At 69.6% G+C, this 7,704-nt stretch carries 8 protein-coding genes and 2 pseudogenes; 5 read left to right on the top strand and 5 right to left on the bottom strand.

Going from position 1 to position 7,704, the window contains the following annotated elements; genetic code table 11:
- Positions 1–381: pseudogene (locus R6V09_RS07540) on the bottom strand (hypothetical protein); the annotation flags it as partial.
- Between the two features lie 232 nt (positions 382–613).
- Here R6V09_RS07540 and R6V09_RS07535 point away from each other — a divergent pair.
- Complete coding sequence (locus tag R6V09_RS07535; RefSeq protein WP_317880555.1) at positions 614–1,153, top strand: HdeD family acid-resistance protein; 540 nt, start codon at positions 614–616, stop codon at positions 1,151–1,153.
- A gap of 24 nt (positions 1,154–1,177) precedes the next feature.
- Here the strand turns inward: R6V09_RS07535 and R6V09_RS07530 are convergent, their stop codons facing one another.
- Positions 1,178–1,630 carry a MarR family winged helix-turn-helix transcriptional regulator gene (locus tag R6V09_RS07530; protein WP_317880554.1) on the bottom strand — a complete coding sequence of 151 codons (453 nt, stop codon included), beginning with the start codon at positions 1,628–1,630 and terminating at the stop codon, positions 1,178–1,180.
- A gap of 178 nt (positions 1,631–1,808) precedes the next feature.
- Here R6V09_RS07530 and R6V09_RS07525 point away from each other — a divergent pair, with 178 nt between their 5' ends.
- On the top strand, positions 1,809–1,946 hold the full coding sequence (locus tag R6V09_RS07525) for a hypothetical protein (RefSeq protein WP_317880553.1): 138 nt from the start codon (positions 1,809–1,811) through the stop codon (positions 1,944–1,946).
- On the opposite strand, the gene R6V09_RS07520 is transcribed toward R6V09_RS07525, so the two are convergent.
- Together R6V09_RS07520 and R6V09_RS07515 are read right to left on the bottom strand one after the other, a co-directional pair.
- A complete protein-coding gene (locus tag R6V09_RS07520) occupies positions 1,910–2,701 on the bottom strand; it encodes an acetoacetate decarboxylase family protein (protein ID WP_317880552.1) in 792 nt (263 codons plus the stop codon). The two genes, R6V09_RS07525 and R6V09_RS07520, sit on opposite strands and share 37 nt — an antisense overlap.
- Positions 2,702–2,773: 72 nt before the next feature.
- Positions 2,774–3,319 (bottom strand): MarR family winged helix-turn-helix transcriptional regulator, encoded by a 546-nt coding sequence (locus R6V09_RS07515; RefSeq protein ID WP_317880551.1) that lies wholly within the window; start codon positions 3,317–3,319, stop codon positions 2,774–2,776.
- Positions 3,320–3,477: 158 nt separating this feature from the next.
- On the opposite strand from R6V09_RS07515, the pseudogene R6V09_RS07510 reads away from it, so the two are divergent.
- The 3 genes and pseudogenes from R6V09_RS07510 to R6V09_RS07500 form a co-directional block, all read left to right on the top strand.
- Positions 3,478–3,921, top strand: a pseudogene (locus R6V09_RS07510) (YceI family protein); the annotation flags it as partial.
- Between the two features lie 144 nt (positions 3,922–4,065).
- Entirely contained in the window at positions 4,066–4,668 is a 603-nt protein-coding gene (gene wrbA / locus R6V09_RS07505; RefSeq protein ID WP_317880558.1) for an NAD(P)H:quinone oxidoreductase, read from the top strand.
- Positions 4,669–4,801: 133 nt separating this feature from the next.
- Positions 4,802–6,040: a cytochrome P450 family protein gene (locus R6V09_RS07500; protein WP_317880550.1), complete on the top strand. Its 1,239-nt coding sequence runs from the start codon at positions 4,802–4,804 to the stop codon at positions 6,038–6,040.
- Between the two features lie 305 nt (positions 6,041–6,345).
- Here the strand turns inward: R6V09_RS07500 and R6V09_RS07495 are convergent, their stop codons facing one another.
- Positions 6,346–7,698: an ABC transporter substrate-binding protein gene (locus tag R6V09_RS07495; protein ID WP_317880549.1), complete on the bottom strand. Its 1,353-nt coding sequence runs from the start codon at positions 7,696–7,698 to the stop codon at positions 6,346–6,348.
- Between the last annotated feature and the right edge of the window lie 6 nt (positions 7,699–7,704).

Raw genomic sequence — 7,704 nt, 5'->3', positions numbered from 1 at the left:
CAGGACCTCCGGCCACGCGTCGGGTCTCCCCCGCACCAACGCCAGGTGCGTGAGCGACCACGCGCCCAGTGCGCCGAGCAGCGCCGCGGGCAGGACCCGTAGCACCGGGTCGACCCGCCGCCGTACGCACCACACCACGACGGCCGCGACCGGTGCGAGCAGGGCGACGGCCTGCACCGTTCCCACCAGGCCGTCCCGCAGGGTCGGGGGGAGAGCGGTCGCCGAGTCGAGCAGTCCCTGCTGTGCGGCGCGGACGAAGTCGCGGGTCGCGACGGCCAGCAGTGCGGCCGTCACCAGCACGGCCAGGGACAGCGACAGCCGCCACAGATCGACCGCCCGTCGAACCGTCCGAGGAGGCGGTGTGTCGATCACGGTGCTCACGTCGGCTCCTCGTCGACAGGCCGAAAGCCAGGGAGTTCCGATGGTCTCGCAGCGACTCGGGCGGCGCATCGGTCAGTTGGCTGCACCTCTTCATGTCACGACGGCGGGGCGGTATGGAAGTAGCGGATGCAGTCGTATGACAGATCGCGGCCGGGGGGCGCGACCCTAGCCTTCGTGGCGGACCATGGTTCCGGGCGAAGACCGGGGCGACATTCGTATGGGGAAGGTGACCATGTTCAGTTCACCCAACGTGCTTCTCTCGCGCGGTCTGCTGGCCGTCGTCCTCGGTGTGGTCTCCGTCGCCTGGCCCGGCATCACCATCGGCGCGGTCGTCGTCCTCTTCGCCGTCTACGCGTTCATGATCGCGGCGACGGACGCCGCCCGTGCCTTCACCAGTGACCGGGTGGGCCCCGTCGTCGGCTGGCTGCTGCTCTCCCTGCTCTCGCTGGCCGGCGGGGTGGTGGCCCTTGCCTGGCCCGGCATCACGGCTCTCGCGCTCACGATCTGGATCGCCGCGTGGGCCCTGACGACCGGCGCCATGGAGATCGGCCTGGCCTTCCAGCGCGGCGAGACGGCCGGGGAACGCACCCTGTTCCTGCTGACCGGCGCGGTGGCGATCGTGTTCGCGTTCTCGCTGTTCGTCCACCCGGACATCGGCGCGGTCTCCCTCGCCACGGTCTTCGGCCTGTTCAGCCTCGTCTATGGCGTCTCGGCGGTCTTCGCCTCGTTCGAGGAGCGGCGTCACCGCACCGGCGCGACCCGGCCCGTGTAAGGGAGTCGACTTGGGCCGCGGCCCTCAGTCGAACTTCTCGACCACCGTCTCGAACTGCCGCACCATGGCCGACAGGGAGCGGCCGTCCAGATGGTCCATGACCCGCTTGCGGGCACTGGCGAGGTGCACCGGATACGCGGCTTGAAGTCGCTTCATCCCGTCCGGGGTGAGCTTGGCGACGTTCCCCCGCGCGTCTCCTTCGTAGCGCCGTTTGACGACCTGGCCGCGGCTCTGCAGCGCGTCCACGACGCGGGTGATGCGGCTCGCCGAGAGGGCGGTGGCCGAGGCCAGGTCCGCCATGCGGAGTTCCTGGTTCTCGGCCTCGGACAGGTTCATCAGGACGACGTACTCGGTGAGCGTCAGACCCGTGGCGCGCAGCAGATCGTCGTCCAGTGAGCGCGGCAGCGCGACGATGACACGCATCAGCGCGCGCCAGAAGCGCTCTTCCTGCGCGGTGAGGGGATCTTCGGCGGTCATCCTCGCAGGTTAGCGTGCTCAAGCAAGGAACCTCAACGGCAGCCCACCCGAGCCCGCCACCGCGGTCGGCCGCCGGACGGGCCCTGATCCCCAGGGGTACGGCCCGGCGCGTCCGACGGCGTACCGGCCGGGTCGGCCTCCAGCTGTTCCGGTCCGTTCAGCAGGTCCCGGCGGCGCCGTGTCCATCGCGGCCGAACACCTCAACGGCACCGAACTCGCAGGGGTGTTCGCCGACGAGTTCGGGGAGACCGTCTCCTACCGGCCCCCTGAGACGGCCCGTTACGTGTCCAGTCGCCGTACGTCCGTCACGGTGTAGGACATCGAGGCGCGGAAACCGGCGCCGGTGCGCACGGGTGCCAGGTCCGCGAGTTCCTCGCCGCGGGCGGTGAACAGGGCGATGTCGCCGGTGCCGGTCCACACGTCGGCGAGTCGCCGGTCGTCGAACTCGGCCATGACCAGCTCGTGCACGGCGGGTTTGTCGTACTCGCCGGCGGCCAGGCTCGGGAAGTGCCGCAGGTTGACCGTGGGGCGTGCGAACAGGGCCGCCGGGTCGTCCGCCGGCTGCCGGAGCGTCACCGTGGCCTCGGCGAGGGTGTGCCCGGCCGCCGACATGGACGCACCGAACCGGCCGCCGGGCGCGAGGGTCGGCGACGCGCTGCCGGGCGCCGCGAAGACGCGCGTCTGGTGGACCGCGCCCAGCTTCTTCGGGAAGCCCTGCACCCAGCCGCGCGCCATGGCCAGGTCGTTGTCGACGTAGATGTAAGGGCACCACGAGACCGGCTCGCCCCGGTGGTGCGCGTCGACCAGGACCATGAACTCGCGGTACTGGCTGCGCACCGGGTCGAGGTACTCGTCGTGCTGTGCGGAGAACTGCCAGTCGATGAACAGCGCCACCGCGCGCCCGTCGGAGTCCGGGTCCGGGGTCAGCCCCTCGGGGAGCGTCGCCTCGGCGGCGGCCGGGTCGGCCCAGAACTCGACGCCGACGATGTCACCGGCGTAGTGCCACGGCGGGGCTGGGGCGAGGTTCGCCTCTCCGCGCGGTGACAGCGGGTAGGTGTAGCCCTGGAGCATGGGTGCCTCCTCGGCGGCGGGTGGAGCCGGAAAGGCACCATGTTTCGCCGGAGAGTGCGGGCCCGGCTTGGGTCATGTGACTGCTTCGCCGTACGCGGAAGTCTGTTCGCCAAAATCGTGGCTCGCCCGGCACCGGGCCTGGAGCGGATCGGCCACCGCCCGCAGTTCCTCGGCCAGTTGGTCGACCAGGGCCGGGTCGAGCTGGTCCATGACGCGTCGGCGGGCGCTGGCCAGATGCGCCGGGTAGGCGCCGCGCAGCCGTTGCCGTCCCGCTTCGGTGAGTACGGCCATGCTGCCCCGGGCGTCCGTCGAGTGGGGTCGCTTGACCACAAGGCCCTGGGCCCGGAGGGTCTCCACCAGGCGGGTGATGCGGCTCGCGGACAGGCCCGTGGCGGTGGCCAGGTCGGTCATGCGCAGGCCGGTGCCGTCCGTCTCCGACAGATGCATCAGCACGGTGTACTGGGTGAGCGACAGACCCGTGGAGCGCAGCAGGTCCTCGTCGAGCGCCCGGGGCAGCGTCACCAGCAGTCTCTGCAGCGAGCGCCAGAGGCGTTCCTCGACACAGCTCAGCGGGGCCGACACCGGGCTCGTGGGGTGCTGTTGCTCCGGCGTTTCCATGTCCTTCACCTTCCCGCCGTAGCTCCCCGTGAGAACACTGAACCACAGGAACTACTTGCTTGACAAAGCATTTCGCATGGGTTGAAGATACTTGCCCAAGCAAGCACAACCGTCGCACGGGCCGCCCCGTGCGGCGCCGAGCGAGAGGCCAGCAGGGCATGAGCGTCTCCTTGCCCCCAGCCGGGACGTACGAGATCGACCCCGCGCGGTCGTCCGTCACCTTCACCACGCGGCACCTGTTCGGCCTGGGCAGGGTGAGCGGCACGTTCCAGGTGGAGTCCGGGCGTGTCACGATCGCGGAGCCGGTCACCCAGTCGACCGCCCGGGCCGTCGTCGAGGCGCGCAGCTTCCGTACGGGCACGGCCCGCCGTGACGACCATGTGCGCTCCCCCGCCTTCCTCCACGCGGAGCGCTGGCCCGAGATCAGGTTCGAGTCGACCAGGGTGGCCCGCGGCGAGGGCGGCGCCTGGGTCGTCAAGGGGCTCCTCACCGTCCGCGCGCACCAGGCTCCGGTCGAGCTGACGGTGGATGCCCTGTCCGTCGAGAACGGATCACTGCGGATCTCGGCCTCGACCTCAGTCGACCGCTACCGCCACGGACTCACCGCGTCGAAGGGGCTCGCCGCCCGTTGGCTGCGGCTCACCCTGACCACCATCGCCCATCCCCGACCGAGCGCGGCGGCTCCCTCCGTCGAAACCACGGCGGCGACCGCCGTCCAGCACGCAGCACAGCGAGAGGAAATCTCCATGTCTCCCAAGATCGCAGTCATCTACTACTCGTCGACCGGCACCGTGCACGAACTGGCCGAGTCGGTTGCCGACGGCGCCCGCAAGGAGGGCGCGGAGGTACGACTCCTGCGCGTGTCCGAGCTCGCCCCCGAGGAGGCCATCGCCGCCAACGACGCGTGGTCGGCGCACGCTTCGGCCACCAAGGACATACCGGTCGCGACCCCGGCCGACATCGAGTGGGCCGACGCCGTGATCTTCGGCACCCCCACCCGGTTCGGCAACATCGCCAGCCAGTTGAAGCAGTTCATCGACACGCTCGGCGGGCTGTGGGCGCAGGGCAAGCTGGCCGACAAGATCTACAGCGGCTTCACGGCCACCGCCACCGCGCACGGCGGCCAGGAGTCCACGCTGCTCGCCCTCTACAACTCCGTCCACCACTTCGGCGGCATCCTCGTCACCCCGGGCTACACCGACCCGGTGAAGTTCGCCGACGGCAACCCCTACGGCACCAGCCACGTCAACGGCCAGGGGGCGATCCCCGTCGACGACACCGCCCGGGCCGCCGCCGCGTACCAGGGCAAGCGCGTGGCCACGGTCACCGCACGGTTCAAGAGCGAGTAACAGCACGGCAGTCGGGTGCCGACGGCGGCCACACGGCAGCCGTCGGCACCCCGTGCCGTGACACGGCCCTCCAGTCCTTCGGTCGACGAGACGCTCGCCGACGAGAGCAGAGAAACCAGGCGGGAGAACCCAGATGACCACGAGCAACCCGCGCGACGAGAGCGGGTCGTTGCGGCCGGAGCTGGAAGGCGCCGCCTTCCAGGCGGATCCGCACGCAGTACTGCGGCGGTTGACGGAGTCCGCAGCCGCGCACCGCTGCGAACCGGCCGGTGCGCCACCGCAGTTGCTGATCACCGGATACGAGGCGGCCCGCCAGGTGCTCACCGATCCGCGCGTGTCCAAGCGGAGCGAGCGCGCCGGCCTGGAGCCGGGCTGGCTGATGAGCGGTGTGCGGGACGAGGTCGGGATCGACTACATGCTGACCGTGGACCCGCCCGACCACACCCGGCTGCGCAAACTGGTGACGCGCGCCTTCACACCACAGCAGATCGAGGCGCTACGGCCCCGCACGCGCGAGATCTCGGAGGGGCTGGCCGACGCCGTACTGGCCGTGGAGACACCGGAGTTGATCGACGGGTTCGCCGTCCGTGTCCCGATCGCCGTGATCTGTGAACTGCTCGGCGTGCCGCTGGGCGACTGGGACAGGTTCCGCTGGGCCTCGGAGCAGATCGTGTCCCCGGTCGCCGGATCGGACCGGGAGGAGGCCTATGTGTGGATGAGCGGGTACCTGGCCGAGCTGATCGCGGGCAAGCGGGTGGAACCCGGGCCGGACCTGCTGAGCGCGCTGGCCAACGACACCGTCGAAGACGCCCTCACCGACCAGGAGTTGGTCGGTATGGCCTTCCTCCTCCTGATCGCCGGGTACGAGACGACCGCCAACCTCATCGGTACCGTCCTCCTCGGTCTCGCCCTGCAGCCGGACCTCTTCGAGACACTGCGCGCCGATCCCGCGCTCGTGCCCACGGCGGTCGAGGAGTTCGTCCGCCTGGACGGGCCGGTGCTCACCGCGACCGAGCGCTTCGCCATCGAGGACATGCGGATAGGTGAAGTGCCGGTGCGCCGGGGCGACATGCTGCTGGTGTCCCTCGCCGCGGCCAACCGCGATCCCGCCAGGTACGAGGAGCCTGACTCCTTCCGTCTCGGACGGTCGGCCGGCCATGTCGCCTTCGGACACGGTGTCCACCACTGTCTGGGGGCACCCCTGGCCAGGATGGAGGCCACGGTCGCGGTCACTGCGCTGCTGGAACGCGTCGAGAGTCTGGAACTGGCCGTGGACGCGGCTGAGTTGGAGTGGTCTCCGGGCTTGCTGATGCACGGAGTGCGGCGCCTTCCCGTCAAGGTCACGGTCTCCGGGAGCACCAACTCACGCTGACACAGGGTGACGTCAGTTTTCGCGGCGGACCTCGATGAGCAATGCCTGCTCGGGGTTGAGGGTGGGCATGGGCAGCCCCGCGGTGGCCAGCACCGAGCCGGCCGGTCCGGGTCACGGTTCGCGCCGGACCCGCACACCCGGACGTTCTCGCCGGCCGACAGGGTGACGTCATCGACCGGGAAGCGCCGGACGGCGAGCAGCTCGGGGCCTTCGCGGAGGAGGAACTCCTGGACGGCGGCGGGGACTTGCGTGGGGTTCCCCGCCGTACAAGCCCCGTCCCGCCTCAGTGCGCCGAAGGGCAGCGGTCACTTCTCGGTGAGGATGCTCTTCGTCTTGGCCTGCATGTCGGCGAAGACGCTGTCGCTCTTCTGGCCGCCGAAGTAGGCCTCGATCAGCGGCTCGATGGCGTCCTGGAGGGCCGCGCCGTTGCGGAAGTCCGGCGAGGGGTAGAGCTCCTTGTTCTTGAGCATGTCGGTGAAGACGGTGAGGTCGACGCCCTGCGCCTTGAGCGCCTTGGCGGAGGCGTCCATCGACGCGGGGATCGACGGGAAGAAGGTGCCGGTCGCCGACGCCTTGGTCTGGCAGGCCTCGGAGCCCATGTAGGAGACCCACTTCCAGGCCAGGTCGGGGTTCTTCGTGCCGGCCCAGATGGTGTTGCCGTTGGAGTTGCTGAAGACGGCGCGGGTCTTGCCGTCGGGGCCGAGGACCGTGGGTCCGATGCCGACCTTGACGTTGGGGATCTTGGCGAAGGTGGACGCCGTCCACGATCCGCCGGTCTCCATCGCGACCTTGCCCGACGAGAGCAGGTCGACGTCGGACACCGTGTTGGTGAACGTGCCGATCCTGGGCGCGTACCCCTTCGCGACCAGGGTGCGGATCCAGTCCATGGTCTTCACCAGGCGCGGGTCGTTGTAGTTCAACTCGGTGGGCCAGTTGGCCTTGTTGCCGAGTCGCCAGCCCGTCGTGGAGACGAAGGAGCTCCAGGTGGACTGGCCCAGGAAGTCCTTGGCGGCCAGCTGGCCGAAGCCGTAGGTCTTGATGTGCGCCTTGTCGAAGCCCGGCTGGTCACCGCGTCGGCCCTTGGTGTCGAGGGTGAGATGGGCGATCATCTTGCCGATCGTGCCGCCGTTGTCGGGGTTCCAGTTCAGGTTCTCGACGTCCTTCACCGAGTAGCCGGCCTTGGTGAGCATGTCAGTGTTGTAGTAGAGGCCGGTGGCGGCCCAGTCCAGGGGCAGGCCGTACTGGTGGCCGTCGGTGTACTTCCAGGAGTCGACGCCGACGGAGAACCGCGACAGGTCGAAGTTGTCCTTCTTGATGTAGTCGTCCAGCGGGAGCAGTTGGTGCTGGTCGGCGTACTCCGGGAAGAACTGGACGCTGTTCTGGAACGCGTCGGGAGCCTTGCCGGCCACGAAGCCGGCGGTGAGCTTGGTGAAGTAGTCCACGACGTTGTACTGCGTGATCTTCACCTTGGTGCCGGGGTTGGCCTTCTCGAAATCCGTGGCGCAGACCTTGTAGGCGGCGGCCTGCTTGTCGTCCCAGGTCCACCAGTTGAGGGTGGAGGACCCGGAGCCGCCGCTCGACGAGTTGGAGGAGCAGGCGGAGACAAGGGCGGTCAGGGTGAGCGCGGCTCCCAGTGCCACGGCCTTGCGAACTCTCATGGTTCC

Origin of the sequence: Streptomyces sp. W16, assembly GCF_033194735.1 — a bacterium.
In the GTDB taxonomy this organism is placed as follows: Bacteria; Actinomycetota; Actinomycetes; order Streptomycetales; family Streptomycetaceae; genus Streptomyces.
The sequence above is the reverse complement of the archived record's forward strand: the minus strand, read 5'-3'. Positions and strand labels throughout refer to the sequence as shown.

What these genes read in the sequence shown, in the direction of transcription:
- R6V09_RS07535 (WP_317880555.1), top strand. Translation starts at nt 614, where the DNA reads ATGTTCAGTTCACCCAACGTGCTTCTCTCGCGCGGTCTGCTGGCCGTC.
- R6V09_RS07520 (WP_317880552.1), bottom strand. Translation starts at nt 2,701, where the DNA reads ATGCTCCAGGGCTACACCTACCCGCTGTCACCGCGCGGAGAGGCGAAC.
- wrbA (WP_317880558.1), top strand. Translation starts at nt 4,066, where the DNA reads ATGTCTCCCAAGATCGCAGTCATCTACTACTCGTCGACCGGCACCGTG.
- R6V09_RS07500 (WP_317880550.1), top strand. Translation starts at nt 4,802, where the DNA reads ATGACCACGAGCAACCCGCGCGACGAGAGCGGGTCGTTGCGGCCGGAG.
- R6V09_RS07495 (WP_317880549.1), bottom strand. Translation starts at nt 7,698, where the DNA reads ATGAGAGTTCGCAAGGCCGTGGCACTGGGAGCCGCGCTCACCCTGACC.
- R6V09_RS07530 (WP_317880554.1), bottom strand. Translation starts at nt 1,630, where the DNA reads ATGACCGCCGAAGATCCCCTCACCGCGCAGGAAGAGCGCTTCTGGCGC.
- R6V09_RS07515 (WP_317880551.1), bottom strand. Translation starts at nt 3,319, where the DNA reads ATGGAAACGCCGGAGCAACAGCACCCCACGAGCCCGGTGTCGGCCCCG.